A 16,549-nucleotide genomic window follows, 5' to 3' on the forward strand; every position below is an offset into this window, starting at 1 on the left:
TGATGGAATACGAGGAGCTGCGCTTCCGGGTGCGCCAGGTCGGCGCGCACCGGCATGTACTGACGGTGAGCGGTGCGGGAGGCGCCGCTGACGTACTGACGGTGGGGGCCAGGCCCGAGGCCTATCGCGAGCGCCTGGAGCAGCTGATCGAGGCCGAGCTCGGGTACGCGCCGCTCGGCGACCAGGATCCCGCCGCCCGGCTGCGTGACCTGGGCCGGGACGTCTTCGCACTGCTGCTGGGCCGACGGGCGGCCGAGTGTCTGCGCGCGGCGCACGAGCGGGTGCGGCGCATGCAGCCCGCGCGCGGGCTGCGGCTGCGCTTCGACCTGCCGCCGGGTCTGCGCTCGCTGCCGCTGGAGGCGCTGTGCGCGCCCGCCGCCGAACCGGGCCAGGCGCCCGCGTTGCACGACAGCCTGTCGCTGGTGCGGTCACTGCCGGGCGGACCGATCGGCAGACGGCTGCCCGACCCGGAGGACGCCCCGAGCAGGATCCGGCTGCTGGTCGTGCACGCCTCGCCCGAAGGCGCGCAGCTTCCGGTCGGCGAGGACGAAGTCGCGTCGCTGCTGCGGGAGTTGCCGCAGGTCGCCGTCGAGACGACGCTCGTACGGCCGGCCACCCGCGAGCGGCTGGAGGCCGCGCTGGGCGAGCGCTCGGACCTGACCACAGCCGTCCTGCTGATCGCCCACGGTACGTACGACACCGAGCGCGGCAGGGGCACGGTGCACCTCGAGACGGTGGACGGGCGCACCGACCAGGTGCCCGCCGATTTGCTCAGCGGCATGTTGCTGCAGGCACCCCGGCTGCGCCTCGCGGTGCTCAACCTCTGTTCGGGGGCGGACAGTTCGCACACCGAGCCGTTCTCGGGGCTCGCCCAGGCGCTGATCGACGGCGGGGTGCCCGCGGTGGTGGCCATGCACGGCCGGGTCAGCGACCGTTCGGCGGGTCTGTTCGGGCCCGCGCTGCTGAAGAAGATCGCGGCCAACCGGACGATCGACGAGGCGATGGCCTACGCCCGCCGCACCATCTCCTACCAGTCCGGGCACACGGCCACCGAGTGGGCGACCCCGGCGCTGTTCCTGCACGAGGAGTGCCGGCACGGCTGGCTGTTCAAGGCGCGCGGGGTGCGCGACGGCGGCCACGCGGCGCACGATCCGCTGCGCCGGGGCGCCGAGGCGCTGGATGCCTACAACAACCCCATCGGGGACGTGGATTCGGCCCAGCTGATCGAAGCGGCCCGCTTCCAGCGGCTGCGCAGGGACTGGGAGCAGGTGCGCAGCATCCTCGCCACCGATGTGCAGCGGTTCCGCCGGGAGCAGGAGCTGCTTCGCGAGGAGGCCGCGTACGAGCTGGCCTGGGAGAAGGTGCAGGGCCTGTGCGAGCTGCTGGCCGCGGAGGACGCGACGGCTGCGCACAGGGCGCTGCCCGGGGTGCGGGGCGCGCTGCCGCACGGCGAACAGGCCTGGCTGCCCCTCCTGGACAAGGAGGTGCAGGACCTCACCCGGCTCACCGCGCTGCTGGAGCAGGCGCACGCGGCCGCGCGGGAGGCGGACTGGCCCGGTGCGCTCGCGCTGTGCGCGGAGATCCTCGCCGAGCGGCCCGCCGGGTTCGGTGACGCGCAGCGGCTGCGCGACACCGCCGTGGAGGAGCAGGCGGTGCAGGAGGCCTGCGCCGAAGCGTCCGGGGCCTGCGCCACGGGCGACTGGGCGGCCGCTGCCGCCGCCTGGGACCGAGCGCTCGCGCTCCGCGCCGACCACGGTCCGGCGCTGGCCGGACAGGCGTATGTGCACGGCCGCACGGCCGAGGAGAGCGGGGACTGGACCGCCGCCGCGGACGCCTACGCGCGCTGCCCGCAGCTGCCCGACGCGACGGCCCGCGCGGCTTACGCCCGGGGCCGTCAGGCCGCCTCGGCCGGGGACTGGAGCGCGGCCCACGACGCGTTCGAGGAGGCGGCGGCCCGGGGCGCCGAGAACGGCGGGGCGGCCTTGGACGTACAGGCCGGGGCACCGAGCGGCAGCTCCAACGGACACGCACGGACTCGGCCCCACTCCCCCGCACTCACCTCCTGGCTCGCCTACGCCGCCGCGCGCGTCGCGGAGGAACAGGAACGGTGGGAGGAGGCGGCCGAGGCGTTCACGACGGCCGACGGTTTCATCGACGCCGCCCTTCGAGCCCACCACGCCAGGGGCCGCGCGGCCATCAAGAACGGCGCCTGGCCCGAGGCACTGGAGGCGATGCAGACGGCGGCGGGGCTGCGCGCGGAGGCCGAAGGGGTTCTGCCGGCGGCGGCTGCACTGTGCGCAGAGGCCGGGGCCCTGCCCGCAGCGGCCGGACTGCCCGCGGAGTCCGAAGGAGCCCTAACGCCGGCGGCCGGACTGACCGCGGGGGCCGAAGGAACCCCGCCCTCGGCGGCCGAACTGCGCGCTGAGGCCGAAGGGGCCCCGCCCACGGCTGCTGGGGTGCCCGCGGAAGCCGAAGCGACCCCGCCCATGGCGGCCCGGCTGCCCGCAGAAGCCGAAGGAACCCCGCCCTCGGTGGCAGGCGTGCCCGCAGGAGACGAAGAGACCTCGCCCCCGGCAACCCGGCTGCCCGCAGAGCCCGGTAGAGCCCTACCAGCCGCACACCGTCCCCCGGCGGGCAGCGCGGTGGTCGCCGGCAAGGCGCCCCACGCCGGAGCGCACCCTCAAGTCGGCGACAGCCCAGTCCTGTTGGCCGACCCACTCCCCGACCCCGCCTCCTGGATCCCCGAGTTGTGGGAGCGGGTGCGGGAATGGGCCGGGCTTGTGGCGGAGTCGGGTGACTGGGGGCGGGCGCTGGAGTGTTGGGGGATGCTGCCGGACGGGTTCGAGGACACGTTGCGGCAGCGTCGGTTCGCCGAGGGGCGGGTGGCGGAGGCGGCCGGGGAGTGGGAGGCGGCGGCCGGGGCGTATGCCGAGGCGTTGCACCCCGACGCTTCCGCCCGGCGGCACTACGCCCTGGGGCGGGCCTCGGCGCTGTGCGAGGAGTGGGACGCGGCCCGCGAACACTTCGCCGAAGTCCCCGACCGTATCCATGACTTCCCGGAGCCGCCCGCGCCGCTGCGGCTGTACGCGCAAGGAAGGGCGGCCTCCGCGCGCGGCGACTGGAAGGCGGTCGTGGAGGACTTCGGCGGGCTGCCGGACAGCCATGCCGACGGCGACGTGGGGCATCGGCGGCGGTACGCACGCGCACGGATCGCCGAACAGCAGGAGGAGGCCAGGGCCGACACCTGGATCTCGGTGCTCCGGCACCTGGACGACGTACCGGACGCTGCCCTGGACGGGGCGGTCGGTCTGCTGCGCCGCAAAGCGGCCGGGCTGCACGCGCTGGGGCAGGCCCAACTGGAGCGTGCCCGGGACCTGTTCGAGCCGTTCGCCGCCGAGGACGAGGAGTTCGCGCTGTGGCACGGATACGTGCTGGCGCGGCTGCACGAGCGCGACGAGGCCTGGGAGGAGGCGCTGGCCGCCTACCGCGCCCTGCCCGCAGGCCACGCCGACGTGGCGCCCCGCACCCGGTACGCCGAGGCGCGGGTGGCGGAGGCGGTCGCCGAAGGCGCCGAGCAGTGGGGTGCCGTGCGGGAGGCGTACGCGGAGCTGGCGGACGCCTTCGCCGAGGACGGCGGTTTCGCCGACGCGGCGGTGCGCGCCCAGTACGCGCGGGCCCGGCTCGCCGAGGCCGAGAGCGACTGGGAGGAGGCGTGCCGCAGCGCCGACGCACTCCGCGCGCACGCCGACGCGCCGCTGATCGCCGCCTATGCGCGGGGCCGGCTGACCGAGGCCCGGCGGGACTGGCACCGGGCCGTGGACGCCTTCCGGGCGAGCGGGTCCTACCGCGACGCCGGGGCGCGGCTCGCCCACGCCGAGGGGCGGCTGCTGGAGGAGCAGGGCCGGTTCGCGGCGGCCGCCGAGGCCTACGAGCGGGCCGGTGACGGGCACGAGGGGGCGCGGGCGCAGGCAGTGCGGCTGCGCGGCGTGCTGCGGCTGGCCTGGGTGGACGGCGCCATCGGCGAGCCGCTGGTGGCGGACCCGTTCGCGCTGCGGGACCGGACGTTCCCGTATCTGGCGCTGCGCGACGCGGGCGTAGGCCCGGGCTCGTCGATGGATGCGGTGAACGAGGTGTCGTTCACGCTGATGGAGCGCGAGGAGATGAGCTGGTCCTGGCCGGAGCGGGTGGCCTGGGACCGGCTGCGGGTGGCCGCGCGGCGGCTGGAGCTGGACGCGCAGCTCTACCGGTGGCACGCCCCGGCCGCGGTCCGTGAGGCGGTCGCGCATCTCGCGCCGGACGACGGGCCCGATCCCCTGCAGGCGCTGTGCGAGCGGTTCCCGAAGGACGCCCCGCTGCTGCTACTGCTCGCCCGGGGCCGGGACGCGGCCGTGGCGGCCTGGGAGGAGCGGCTGGCGACGGCCCCCGGTGACATGGCGGTGGTGCACGGTCTGGCCGTGGCCCGGCTGTGGCAGGCGCGGGAACTGGAACACAGCGGCGCCTGGGAGCACGCGGTGCGCGCCTGGGAGGAGGCCCTCGCGTACTGGGCCGCGCTGCTGAGCGACGAGGGCTACTGGGACGGCTGGCGCACCGAACGCGCGGCCTGCTACCAGCGGACCGTGTCGCTCGACGACCTGACGAGACTGCGCCGGGATCTGAGCCTGCATCTGTCCGACGGGCTGGCCGCGGGCGAGGAGACCCACACCGACCAGGGCCGGCCCGAACAGGCCGCGGAGTACCGGCGGTTGACGGCGCTGTTCGAGGCGGAGCTCGGCGGGGCGAGGGTGCTGAAGGAGGTCGGCGGGCTGCCGACGGTGCCGGGCACGGCCCTCGCGCTCGCCTGCGGGCCCCGGTATCTGCACATGCTGCGTCTGGAGGTGCCGCTGGCCGAGCGGGTGGCCGAGCTGAGCGCGGCCGCCCAACAGGGCCACGATCCGGGCGAGTTCGCCGTACGAAAGCTGCGCTGGGCGTTCTCGGAGCTGTCCGGTGCCTACGCGCTCGCTGAGGCCCACCGGTTCGAGGAGGCCATCGAGGCGATGCCCGTGCTGCCCGCGCTGACCGAGCTTCCTGACGACTGCGCAGACCGGGACGCGAAGACCCATTCGCGCGACTGCGGCCACTGCCAGGACTTCGTGCGCCGCGGCCCGGCCTATCTGCGGCTGCCGCGGCGGCACGCCCGGTTCGCGCAGGACGGTGCGGCGCTCGCGGTGCACGCCCGGCTCTCGCTCGCCCAGGCGGCGCTCACCAGTGGCTCCGGCGCGCTGGACCGGGCGGTGGAGCACTGGCGGCAGGCGGTGACGGCGGCGGCGAGCGGCGGCATGCAGAGCCGTATCACCGGAGCCGTCGTACAGATGGTGCTCGGGCGGGTCGAGGCGCTGATCGACGCGCCAGCCGAGCAGCGGGACGCCTCCCTGGACGCGGCGGTGGCGCTGATCGAGCAGGTCAAGCCTGTGCTGCAGCCGCTCGCCAAGGACCTGGCGGCCCAGCTGGACGCCCAGCTGTCGCTGCTGCTGTCGATGCGCGGCGTGTGGCGCGCCTCCTCGCGGGCACGCCACGGCCTGCCCCTCGACCTGCCGGCCGCCGAGGCCGACCTGCGGCGGGCGCTGCAGCTCAACCCGGAGTCGGGCCACGCCCGCGGCAATCTCGTACGGGCGCTGGTGTACACGCTCGACGAGCGCACCGCCGATCCGGTGGAGCAGCTGGGCCTGCTCGCGGAGGCGATCGGCCTGCTGCACACGGGACTTCGGCAGGAACTGGTGCACGACTACCGGGAGACGCTCGCCGAGACCCTCAACGCGCTGGAGCGGCTGGTGTCCACGCGGATAGGCATCGACGGACTGGCCGAGCTGATGCGGGCGATGTCCCACGAACAGCCGGAGAACGAGAACGACCTGACCGCGCTCGCGGAGGGCCTCGTGGAGCGGGCACGGCAGGCGCTGGAGCGGGACGAGGACGTGGCGCTGGCGGTGTATCTGCTGATCCGCGCGGCCCGCACCGACCCGAACTCGGAGCAAATCCGCGGGGTTCTGCTGGACGCGGTCCACCGGTGGCGCGATGTTCTGCGCGGCTCGCACGGATCGGGCGCTACGGGCGGCACGGGCGGCACGGGGCAGGAGGAGGGGCACGCATGATGATCGAGGACCCGGCGGGCGGGCGGACGCCGTACGCCGCGCTGGCTTCGGTGGGGGTCACGCCGTGGACGTCCCACGCCGAGATGCAGGACGTGTCGTTCGAGCTGCAGGGGCGGGAGTTGATGTCGCTGCGGACGATGCAGGCCTGGAATGTGCTGCGCAGCACTCGGCGGAGGTTGCTGGTCGATCTGTTGATGTACGACCTCGGCGAGGAGGAGCCTCCGGCGGTTGATGAGGGGTCGGTGTCGTGTGGTGCGGGGGTGCCTCCGGTGTGGGCGGGGCGGTTGTTGGACGAGTTGATTCGGTTCGATCGGTGAGTGGGGGGCGCCTCTTGGGGGGTGTGGTGTGTGTTGTCGGGCGGGTGCGGGTGTGTTGTGGCTTGGCGCGCCGTTCCCCGCGCCCCTTTGGGGCGCTTCCGTCAAGCCGGTTGGTTCGAGCTCTGGGGGTGCTGTGAGCGACTCGGACATGGTTGCCGCTCGGCTCGGTTATCAACATGCCAGGGAGCTGGCGGCGCGGGATGCGGGGCATCGGGCGGAACTGGAGCGGCTGTTGCTGCTGTGCGCGGACACGCTCGACGACTTCGACCGGCTGCTGGGTGATGGTCCGGAGCGGGACGCGGAGGCGTACCGGCGCGGGGTGCGGCGGATCGCCGAGCGGTTCGAGACCGCGCTGCGCGGTGAGGGTCTGGAGCCGATCGGGGTCACGGGCGAGCGGGCGGACCCGGCCACCCACCACGTGGTCGAGGTGCGGCCGTCGGCGTCGGCGAAGGAGGACGAGGTGGTGCAGGTGCTGCAGCGCGGGTACGGCCACGACGGCCGGGTGCTGCGGGCGGCGCGCGTGGTGGTCGCCGTGGCGGACGGTGAACGAGCGGGCGGGAGCGGTCGGTTGACCGGGAACGACACGGAGGGGGAGCAGGAATGACGGCGATCGGCATCGACCTGGGCACCACCAACAGCGTGGTGGCGCGCTACGACCCGGACCACGGCGAGGCCCAGGTGGTCCGCAACGGCGAGGCGAACAATCTGACCCCCTCGGTGGTCGGCATGTTGCGCCGGGAGGGCGCCGAGCAGCTGCTCGTCGGGCAGCACGCGCTCAACTGGGCGGACCGGCAGCCCGAGGACACTGTGCTGTCGGTGAAGCGGCTGATGGGCCGCGACTTCACGGACGCCAAGGTGGCCCGGGCCAAGGAGCGGCTCAACTACCGCATCGTGGCGGGCGAGGACGACGACCCGCGCGCCCATGTCGTCTTCGGCGGCCGTACCACCACACCGGCGGAGGTCTCCAGCGCGATCCTCGGCAAGCTGGCCAAGGACGCCTCGCGCAACCTCAACGAGGAGGTGACGCACGCCGTCATCACCGTTCCCGCGCACTTCGGCGACGCGCAGCGCGCGGCCACGCGGGAGGCGGCGGAGATCGCCGGGATCACCGTCAAGAAGATCATCGACGAGCCGACGGCGGCCGCGATCGCCTTCGGCATGGACAAGAAGGCCGGGGAGCGCAGCCGTATCCTCGTCTACGACCTGGGCGGCGGCACCTTCGACATCTCGGTCCTGGACTCGACCAAGGGCCGTGACGGGACGGCCCAGTTCGCGGTGCGGAAGTTCGCGGGCGACGACTGGCTCGGCGGTGACGACTTCGACCTGGCGGTCGTGGAACGGATCGCGCAGTGGGTCGAGCGGGAGTGCGGCATCGACCCCTCCGGCGACAAGCAGTTCCGCTTCACCGCGAAGAAGTACGCGGAGCAGGCCAAGCGCGAACTGAACGACCTGCCCGAGACCATCATCAACATCCCGGCCGGCTTCCGCGGCGACGGCGTGGTCGTCGACGTCTACATGCCGCTCACCCAGGCCGAGTTCAGGCAGCTGACGGATCCACTCGTGCAGCGCACGATGAGCCTGGTGCGCGAGACCCTGGAACAGGACGGGCTGACCACCGCGCAGATCACGGACGTGCTGCTGGTCGGCGGCGGGACGCTGACGCGTTCGGTGTACGAGGCGGTGGAAGCGTTCTTCGGCAAGGAGAAGGTCCGCCGCACCATCAACCCGATGGAGTGCGTGGCGCTCGGCGCCGGCATCCTGGCCGGGACGCTGGACGGGGTGGAGTGCCCGGCCGAGGACTGCGGGGCCGTCAACGACGAGGCGGCCGACGCCTGTTCGGCCTGCGGGACCAGCCTGGCGAGCGGCCGCGCGGTCGGGTCCACCGGTCTGTACGAGGTGACGGGCGTGGCCATGGGCATCGCCGCCGTACGGGGTTCGCAGCGCGACGTCTTCGTGCCGATCATCGAGAGCGGAACCGCGTATCCGCTGCCCGAGCCGTGCACCAAGGTGTTCCAGGCGACCGACACCCGGGTCATCAGAGTGCCGGTGTACGAGGGCAACAGCCCGGTGGCGAGCAAGAACCAGGAACAGGGCGTGGTGGAGTTCGAACTGCCCGACCCGATCGAACTCAACCAGCGCGTCGACGTGTCGTTCAACTACGACGCCGACCGCACCATCACGGTGTCCATCAACGTGCCCGGCACCCAGATGCACATGCCGCCCGCACCACCCAAGCGCGAGAAGCCCCGCACCCAGCCGCCCGCCCCGGCCTACGAGCCGGACAGCGCCACGCTGCGCCAGCGGCTGGAGTGGGCGAAGCGGGACGCGGAGAAGTTCCTGCAGCGCTACGGCGGTTTCGTCGAGGACCTGCAGGAGATGAAGGTGCGCCGGGATCTGCAACAGGCCGAGCAGGTGCTGAGGCAGGGCGAGAGCGGCGAGTACAAGCGGCTCACCGAGCTGCTGATCGACGACATGTACCACAACTGCGGCTACGCCAGTCAGTTCCTGCACGCCGAGGAGGCCGCGGACGGCGCGCCCCCGGAGACGGCGGGGCTGATCAACGAGGCGGTGGGCTATGTGAAGCAGGCGCACGCCGAGGGCAACCGGCTGCTCGCCGCCCAGCAGGCCCGCAATCTCGCCAACCTGGTGGCGCAGGCCTACAGCGCCCGCCGGGTCTCCGCGCTGCGCGACACGGAACACCTGGACGGGATCCTGCGGGTCCCCGACGACGCGGCGGACACGTGACCGCGGCGCGCAGCCCGGACGGGCGGGGGCACGAGCTGGGGCTCGGCCTCGACTTCGGCAGTACGGCCCTGCGGGCGGCGTTCGGCGGTCCGGGTGGCCCGGTGCGGCGGTTCACGCTGTCCGGTCCGCGCTGGCCGTGGCTGCTGTGCGAGCGGACGGTGACCGGGCCGCTGCCGGTGGCGTTCCCGAGCCTGAAGAGCCGGCTGGGCAGCGGCCGGCCGGTCCGGGTGGGCGGGGCGGCGAGGACGCCGGAGGAGGTGGTGACCGGGCTGCTGCGGGAGGTGCGCGAGCGCGCCGAGGCGGAGGCCGGCGGGCGGATCACCCAGACCGTCGTCAGCGTCCCGGTGAGCTACGACTCCGGGCAGCGGACGGCGCTGCTGGACGCGGCGCGTGCGGCCGGGCTCGGCCCGGTGCGGCTCATGGGGGACGCGATGGCGGCGGTCATCGGGCACACGGAGGGGCGGGGCAGTACGACCTGCCTCGTCTACGGGCTGGGGTACGGCGGCTTCGAGCTGGGGCTGGTGCGCGGGGCGCGGGAGCGCTACCGGGCGCTGGGCCACGAGTCGGCGTCCACGACCGGGGGGCGGGCGTTCGACGACGCGGCGCTGACCGGCATGTTGCGCGCCGCGCGGCGCCGGGCCAACCCGGACCGGCTGGAGGAGACGGACTGGCTGCGGCTGCGGGCGCGGGTGGAACGGATCAGGGAGGAGATGGGCACCTCCGGCGGCGACGGGCTCCTGGAGCTGGACCTGGGCGGTGGGATGCCCGCTCAACTGCAGTTCGACCGGGCCGTGTTGGAGGAGTATCTGGAGCGCCATGTGCGCCGTACGCTCGACCGGGCGCACACCCTGCTGGACCAGTCGGGGATGGAGCGGCGGGACGTCGACACGCTGCTCCTGGTGGGCGGCGGCACCCGTCTCGCCGCGGTCCGGTCAGGGGTACGGGGGCTGGGCCGCGAGCTGGTCACGGCCCCCGCGGACCTGCTCGCCACGGGCGCGCTGTGGCACGCCTCGCAGCTCGCCGGTGCGCCGCCCTCGTCCCTGGAGGGCCTGGCCGCGGAGCCCGCGGACACCTCCGACGACACCCTGGCGGAGGCCCCCCGTCTGTCGGTCACCCTGCTGTCGCCGCCACCGGCGTCCTCGCCCCCGCCGGCGCCCTCGCCCGAGTCCGAGGAGTCGGTGCCGCCGTCCGGTCCGGGCGTGCCCCTGGACGTCGCGCTGGCTCGCCGGCTGGCCGAGCACGGCCGGGTGAAGGAGGCCAGGGCGCTGCTGGAGAGGATCCTGTCCGAGGCCGGGACCCTGCTGGAGTCCCTGGAGGGTGCGTCGGCCCAGGTGCCGGACGCGCCGTCGGCCGAGACGGCGGCGCCCGTCACCGCGGCCACCGGTCCGGGCCGGGAAGCCACCGGGGACGACCAGGCGGCGGCTCCCGCTTCCGCCGAGCCGACGGACTCCGAGCACTGGGCCGATCTCAAGGCCGCGCGGCGGCTGACGGTGGCGCGGGACCTGCTGACGGAGAAGCGGTACGAGGAGGCGGTGCAGGCCTCGCACGCCGCCTGGCAGGCCGCCGGGGACGGCACGTCGGGCGCCGACGTACTGGACGCGATGGTCGGGGTGCACTGCGCGGCGGCCATGGCCGACTTCTCCCCCGAGCACTATCCCGACGCCGAGCGCTGGCTGCGCTGCGCCTACGGCCACGACCCCACCAACGCCGGGGTGCGCGAGTTGCTCGCCGAGCGCACCTACCGGCACGCCGAGCGGCTGGAGGGGCGGGGCCGCTTCGACGACGCCGTCGAGGCGCTGGAGCAGTGTCTGACCTGGAACCCCGAACACGCCTTCGCCCACGAGCTGTTGGAGCGCATCAGCCGCCGTGGCAGGAACCACCGGGACAGAGGCGGCGTCCCCCGCTGAGGAGAGCCCGGCCGATCGCAGGAGCACCGGACGTTCCGGTGCCGAGTCAGGAGAACTCGCGTGCCCACCGCACCCAAGCACAACGACAAGAACTTCCTCGACCGCAAGGTGCTGGGCACGCAGCTGACAGAACTGCTCGACCGGCATCCCGACCGGCTCGCGGCCCGCAGGCCCGAACTGCGCACGCTGGCCGCCGACCTGGACGCCGACCGCCGGCTGCAGGCCTGGGCCGAACTCGACCTCGTCGAGACCTTCGTACGCCCGGAGAGCCTCGCCGCCGTGCCGTCGGGCGCACCGACCGGCACGCCCTGGTGGCGGCGGGCCCCCCGGGACGGCGTGCTGGAAGCCGTACTCGGTGTGCTGGTGTTCATTCCGCTGCTGGTCACCTGGTTCGGCCTGCGCGAAGCGGTGCGTGCCTATGGCGAGTTGAGCCGCGACAACCCCAAACAGGCGACCCGGCCCTTCCTTCAGCTGTGGCAGACCGGTTTCGGCGGTCATCTGGCGGCGGTGGGCCGGTTCGAGAACGTGGCCATGATGGCCGTCGTACTGATCACCCTGCTGGTGCTGCTGTCGGTGTGGCACGCGCACACCCGGACCCGGGCCGAGCGGGCGGAGGAGGAACGGCAGGCGGGCGACGAGCAGTTGCTCGGCTCGCTGGCCTCGCTGCTGAGCCGGGTGCAGCTGTGCCTCGCCCCGCACCGGGCCGCGTCCCCGGACCAGTTCTCCAGGGAACTCACGCGCGCGGCACAGCAGTTGCAGAACCTGCTGCAGAAGGCCAACGGCAGCCACAAGCGACTGTCGGACGGCGCGGACGCGGTCGCCAAGGCGACCGACGCACTGCAGCAGGCGGCCGGGGCGCTGTCGGCCGAGGTGCCGCGGCTGGCGACGGCGGCCACCCGCGTCGAGGCCGCCGTCACGGCCGGTACGAGCGCCACGGACCAGGTGCGCCAGGACAGCAAGGAGTCGGCGCGGCTCATCGCGGACAAGCTCCAGTCGGCCTCCGGCGAGGTGCAGTCCGCGTTCTCGTCGCTGGTCGCCGAGCAGAAGGCGCTCGCGGCCAAGTCCGGGGCGGCGGCGCACGCGGCCGAGCAGGCGGCGCAGGCCGTCGCCGCGGGCGCCGGACGGACCAACGACGTGGTGGACGGCATGCGGGAGGCGACCGAGCGCTGGGACGCGGCGGCCGCCCACTGGCAGGACGCGGCGGCCCGTCTCGACCAGGCCGTCCGCACCCTGAGCACCCGCCAGTTGCCGCCGGGCCCGCCCGCGCTCCCCGGACAGCCCTACGGCTCCAACGGCCCGAACGGCACCGCGCCCGCGGCCCCCGACGGGCACGCGTACGAGTACCCGGACGGCGGCAACGGCACCCAGGGCACCATGCAGTTGAGGTTCGGCCGGCGCCGGCGCCCGGACGGCGGTGAGGTGTGAGCACCCGCCCCCAGCGCCGCACCCGCCGCCCCGGAGTGGTGGTCCTGGCCGGCTGGCTCTTCGCCGACCTGCTGCTGGTGCTCGCGCTGGTGTCGATGGCGGACCGGCCGGATCCGCTGGCCGACCCTCCCAAGCCGTCCCCGGCCCCCTCGACCTCCGCCCCCACGAAGCCGCACCCCTCGCCGACCGGGCCGCAGGGCGTGTCGCGCTCACCGATCAAGTTCAAGGTGCACGGCACGGACAAGGGCTCCCTGCAGCGCCAGCTGCGCTCCGCCACGGCCAAGTGGAAGGGCCGTACGGCGGCCCTGGTGCTGACGTTCGGCGGCGGCCAGGGCGGCACGGTGTACGCGCACCGCGTCAACGGCCAGCTCTCCAAGGCGCGGCCCGACATGTTCGGCAAGCGGATGGCGACGGACGACTTCCTCGACCTGAGCGCGTCGGCGAACACAGCGGTGGTGCGCGTGTACTTCTACACACAGCCCGCCCAGTAGCGGGCCGTGGACCGTGCGGCGGCGGACCCGAGGAAAGGACCTTCGAGCGTGGCGCAGTGGCGGCCCGGACAGCGGGCGGCATGGGACGGGCCGGGCGGTGGCGGCGACGGGGGTAAGGGCGAAGGCTCGGCCGCGCGGCCGCCGCTGCCCGACCTGCCGTGCTTCCCCGCGATGCACGGCTACACCAAGCTGCGCGAGGACCTGGCCGCGCTGAAATTCCGGCATGTGGCCGACGCCTTGCGCCCGCCCCCGCCGACCGGGAAGACGGCCTTCGGGGCGGCTCCGCGCCCCGGGAACGACGACGGGTTCAGGGTCCTGGACGGGCTGTGGTTCCGCGGCCGCGGCACCCGGTGGGTCCGGGTCGACGAGGAGTACGTGCGCCAGGCACGGGACGGCTGGCGGGCCTGCGGTGATCCACGGGCCGACGGCGCGGCGGCCGTGGCGGACACGCTGGAGGCGTACGCCCGGCACGACCCGATGGGGCTGCGCCGGCTGCTGCTGTGGCAGCTGGCCTGTCTGCTGCGCGACGCGGACACCGGGCCGACCGAGGCGACGGCCAAGGACCTGGGGGTGCACGCGGACGAGGCGGGATATCTGGCGGCTGCGGTGGCGCTGGGGTTCCCCGAGGACGGTCCGGCCCGCGAGCCGGCCGAACGCCTCGGCGACCTGTGGCCCGACCGGCGGCTGTGCCGCGCCGAGAGGGCGGCCGCGCAGGTGTCGCACACCGGCCGGGACCACGTACTGACGCGAGTGCTGGGCGAGTTGCGCGCACAGCGCACCGCAATCCATCAACTCCTCGACAGGGCAGCCCGGTTGGAGGCGGGCGTTTCCGTACGGGCCGCGGTCAAGGCGCGGTTCGAGGCCGTGCGCCGGGCCGGGGACGACCCGGCGCTGGAGGCGGGTCTGCTGGGTGCCGCTGCCCGCGCGACGGACGTTCTCGGTGCCTCGGATCCCGGTCCGCACCTGGATGTGGTCCTGGACGAGCGGACCGTCCGTCTCGCCTGGCCGCCACCGCGGCCCGGCGTCGAACCGGTCACGTTCCGGGTGGTGCGCTTCCCCGACGGCGCGCCCGCGGACCTGACCGAACTGGCGGTCCTCGGCGGCGAGTCGGGGCCGCAGCCGCTGTGCCACAGCGAGGAGGACGCCCCGGTGGGCAGGGCGGTGCGCTACGCCGTCGTACCGCTGCGTCAGGACATGGTCGCCGGCATCCCGTTGGCGTCCGAGGCCGTGGTGGTCGCGCCCGAGGTGACCGGCGTGTCCGTCTCCCTCGTGCCGGACGGGGTGCGGTTGCGCTGGCGGGCGGACCCGGCCTGTGTCGAGGTCCAGGTGGAGCGCCGCGCGCAGGAGGCGGTGAACGTGTGGCCCGATGCGGTGGCGTGCGAGCGGGACGGGCTGCGGGACGTGCCGCTCGCCGCGGGCTCGTACCTGTACGAGATCCGCTGCGGGTATCCGGGACCGGAGGGCCGGACGGTCTGGTCCGAGGGCGTTCGGGTGCCGGTGCGTGCCGAGGCGTGGCCCGATCAGGTGGAGGACCTGGTGGGACGCCTCGTCGGCGACGGCGACCGGGTGGCGCTGACCTGGCGGCCGCCGCGGCAGGGGCTGAGCACGGTGGTGGCGTGGCCGAGCGGGCCCGTGCGTCCGGGCACGGACGTCTCCCGCCGCACGGACCGGACGACGCCGCCGCCCCCGGCCGCTCCCGAGCCGTCGGTGGAGGTGGCCGTCCCGGAGCGGTCCCGGGTCCGCATGACGGCGCTGAGCACACTGGGCGGCCAGGCCCTGACCGGACCGGCGGTCGTGGTCGAACGACCGGGAACGGTAAGGGACCTGACGGCGCATCGCATCAGCGCGGACCGTGCCGCGGTGCGGTTCGAGTGGCCGGAGCCGGCCGTGCTGGTGCTGGTCGCCTGGGAGGGCGGGGGGCGGCGCGAGGAGCGGCGGGTGGCGCGCAGCCGCTTCCTCGCCGAGGGCTTCGTGGAGTTCCCGGTGACCGCGGACGCCTGCCGCGTGACGGTCGCCGCGGTGCCCCGCCCCGACGCCCTCGCGGTCCCGGCCGACGCGGCGATCGCGCACGTGCCCGCGGCCCCCGTGCCGCCGCGTCTGCTGCCGGCGGTGCGGCAGCCGGCGTACACCTGGCGCCACCGGTGGCGCAGATGGTGGCCGTTCGGCCGCTGACGGCCCTCAGTCGCGTACGACGGCCTCGGCGCCGCCGCCGAACTCCAGCTGCAGGTCCGTGCTGAGGCCGATGGTGCGGCCGGGGTCGACGTCGTGCACGGAGCCGTCGGCGCGGCGGGCCGTCCAGCGGTTCTTCGAGCGGTTGGTGATGCCGAACCGGCCGCGCTGCTGCGGGTGTTCGGTGACTTCCGCGACGACGGCGGTGAAGTCGTGCCGCTCCGCCTCCACGACCAGGTGGTGGGCGTACACCCGGGCCTGCGGGCCGAGGCGGATCGATCGCGGCTTGGTGCGCATCATGCCCGAGCCGATGGTCAGCTGCAGACGCGGCGGAAGCGTCAGCCGGCGGCCGCAGTTCTGCCCCCAGCAGTGCGGGGCGGGGCCGTCCGGCTCGGTGAGGTTCTGCCGGCCGCAGGCGCAGACGCAGATGGTGTCGAGGACCTCGCTGAGCGCGTCGCGCCACTGGCTCTCACGCACCCGCCGCAGCGGGTTCTTCAGACCGTCGGTGAACGTCTCCACGAACAGTCGCTGCAGGATCGGCGGGAGCGCGCCCCAGGTGGCCACGACCGTCTGCTGCTCCTCGGGCACGGGGCGGTTGCGGTGGTCGTTCGGGTCGTAGAGGAAGACCGGGTCGGTGCCGTAGAGCTTCTTGCGGGCGTTCTCGTCCAGGCAGCGGATCTGCAGGGCCAGTGCGCCTTCGAGGGGGTGATGGTTCATCAGGAGCAGGAAGAGCAGCACCGCTAGGGAGTGCAGGTCGCTCTGGATGCCGGGCTGGGCGCCGCGGTCGCCGCGGACCAGCTCCGGTGCCATGAAGTCCATGGTGCCGGCGACGCCCGCGCTCTCGCCCTCGAAGACCGCGTTGTCGTTGTCGCAGACCAGGACGTCTCCGGTGCGCGGGTCGAAGAAGATGTTGCCCCAGTTGATGTCGCGGTAGGCGATGCCCTTGCCGTGCAGGGCGCGATAGGCCTCGACGGTGTGCAGGGCGGCCATCACGAGGGTGCGCTGGGTGGTCGCGGAGATCGCCGGGTCGCGGCGGAAGAGCGCGGGCAGATCGTGGAAGCGGTCGGGCCGTACGTCCATGAGGTAGCCGAAGCCGGGCACCCTGCCGTCGGCGTCGACGACGACGGTCTGCGGCCACAGGAACCGGTCGTCGCTCCAGGAGCAGGCGATCAGACCTTCGAGGATCTGGCGCTGGCGGTTGTCCGCGGTCTGCGGGTAGTACCACTTCAGGGCGCGGTCGCCCTTGCGGGTCCTCACCCGGTAGACCTCGCCCTGTCCGCCGGAGCCGAACATGTCCGCGACCTTGACCTTCTCCCCCTCCTCGGTCACCAGGGTCTGCCCGGGGGCGAGCATGCCGTTCACCATGC

Annotated in this window: 9 protein-coding genes; 8 read left to right on the forward strand and 1 reads right to left on the reverse strand. The window is 74.2% G+C overall.

What is annotated here, in order from left to right; all coding sequences use genetic code 11:
• Nucleotides 1-2: 2 nt before the first annotated feature.
• From JYK17_RS11810 to JYK17_RS11845, 8 genes are all read left to right on the forward strand, one after another.
• On the forward strand, nt 3-6,128 hold the full coding sequence (locus JYK17_RS11810) for a CHAT domain-containing protein (protein ID WP_222810323.1): 6,126 nt from the start codon (nt 3-5) through the stop codon (nt 6,126-6,128).
• Nucleotides 6,125-6,445 (forward strand): hypothetical protein, encoded by a 321-nt coding sequence (locus tag JYK17_RS11815; protein WP_108006822.1) that lies wholly within the window; start codon nt 6,125-6,127, stop codon nt 6,443-6,445. The genes JYK17_RS11810 and JYK17_RS11815 overlap by 4 nt, the downstream gene beginning before the upstream one ends.
• Nucleotides 6,446-6,593: 148 nt before the next feature.
• Nucleotides 6,594-7,049, forward strand: a complete 456-nt coding sequence (locus JYK17_RS11820; RefSeq protein ID WP_146191685.1) for a nucleotide exchange factor GrpE — start codon at nt 6,594-6,596, stop codon at nt 7,047-7,049.
• Nucleotides 7,046-9,190, forward strand: coding sequence for an Hsp70 family protein (locus JYK17_RS11825; RefSeq protein ID WP_128801630.1), 2,145 nt, complete (start codon nt 7,046-7,048; stop codon nt 9,188-9,190). Before JYK17_RS11820 ends, JYK17_RS11825 begins: the two co-directional genes overlap by 4 nt.
• On the forward strand, nt 9,187-11,097 hold the full coding sequence (locus JYK17_RS11830) for an Hsp70 family protein (RefSeq protein WP_222810324.1): 1,911 nt from the start codon (nt 9,187-9,189) through the stop codon (nt 11,095-11,097). The genes JYK17_RS11825 and JYK17_RS11830 overlap by 4 nt, the downstream gene beginning before the upstream one ends.
• 60 nt (nt 11,098-11,157) lie before the next feature.
• Nucleotides 11,158-12,522, forward strand: coding sequence for a hypothetical protein (locus JYK17_RS11835; protein ID WP_222810325.1), 1,365 nt, complete (start codon nt 11,158-11,160; stop codon nt 12,520-12,522).
• The gene (locus JYK17_RS11840) at nt 12,519-13,013 is read left to right on the forward strand and encodes a hypothetical protein (protein ID WP_108006832.1); all 495 of its coding nucleotides are present in this window, start codon (nt 12,519-12,521) and stop codon (nt 13,011-13,013) included. The genes JYK17_RS11835 and JYK17_RS11840 overlap by 4 nt, the downstream gene beginning before the upstream one ends.
• Before the next feature lie 48 nt (nt 13,014-13,061).
• Complete coding sequence (locus JYK17_RS11845) at nt 13,062-15,185, forward strand: hypothetical protein (protein ID WP_222810326.1); 2,124 nt, start codon at nt 13,062-13,064, stop codon at nt 15,183-15,185.
• A gap of 6 nt (nt 15,186-15,191) precedes the next feature.
• Here the strand turns inward: JYK17_RS11845 and JYK17_RS11850 are convergent, their stop codons facing one another.
• The gene (locus tag JYK17_RS11850; protein ID WP_206660247.1) at nt 15,192-16,547 is read right to left on the reverse strand and encodes a protein kinase domain-containing protein; all 1,356 of its coding nucleotides are present in this window, start codon (nt 16,545-16,547) and stop codon (nt 15,192-15,194) included.
• Between the last annotated feature and the right edge of the window lie 2 nt (nt 16,548-16,549).

It is taken from the genome of Streptomyces plumbidurans, assembly GCF_019857225.1.
Lineage (GTDB): Bacteria > Actinomycetota > Actinomycetes > Streptomycetales > Streptomycetaceae > Streptomyces > Streptomyces plumbidurans.

Excerpts from the sequence above, each read along its gene's own strand:
- JYK17_RS11810 (WP_222810323.1), top strand. The coding sequence starts at position 3 with ATGGAATACGAGGAGCTGCGCTTCCGGGTGCGCCAGGTCGGCGCGCAC.
- JYK17_RS11815 (WP_108006822.1), top strand. The coding sequence starts at position 6,125 with ATGATGATCGAGGACCCGGCGGGCGGGCGGACGCCGTACGCCGCGCTG.
- JYK17_RS11820 (WP_146191685.1), top strand. The coding sequence starts at position 6,594 with ATGGTTGCCGCTCGGCTCGGTTATCAACATGCCAGGGAGCTGGCGGCG.
- JYK17_RS11825 (WP_128801630.1), top strand. The coding sequence starts at position 7,046 with ATGACGGCGATCGGCATCGACCTGGGCACCACCAACAGCGTGGTGGCG.
- JYK17_RS11850 (WP_206660247.1), bottom strand. The coding sequence starts at position 16,547 with ATGGTGAACGGCATGCTCGCCCCCGGGCAGACCCTGGTGACCGAGGAG.